This is a genomic window from Pseudomonas sp. SIMBA_041 (assembly GCF_046535095.1).
GTDB lineage: Bacteria > Pseudomonadota > Gammaproteobacteria > Pseudomonadales > Pseudomonadaceae > Aquipseudomonas > Aquipseudomonas mucoides.
The window spans coordinates 1-266 of record NZ_JAWRXJ010000406.1 but is presented as its reverse complement, the minus strand read 5'-3'; the positions used below and the strand labels follow the sequence as shown (position 1 = coordinate 266).

At 49.6% G+C, this 266-nt stretch carries 1 protein-coding gene; it reads right to left on the bottom strand.

The window, feature by feature from the left end; translation table 11 throughout:
* Positions 1-266: glucan biosynthesis protein (locus tag SB725_RS31685; RefSeq protein ID WP_410923397.1), on the bottom strand; the 266-nt coding region annotated here is incomplete at both ends.

Here is a 266-nt window from a genome sequence, read left to right as displayed (position 1 = left end):
AGCGCGGAAATTCTTCACCCGATGGCAAGGCGGTATCAATTGCCAGGCCGCGGGCAGAAAGGCCATAAACCTGACCTGCACCAATCACGCGGAAATAGCTGGCCCCGAGCATGCTGACGATTTCATCGTTTTTATCTTTGCTGTTGATCGGGTAAAGCACTTTAAAACCGGCAAAGCCAAGGTCTTTTACCGTATCTTTGTCATGCTGAACATCGCCGAAAGTGAAATAATCCGGGCTGTATTTGATTCGTTTGACTGCGGTGGCA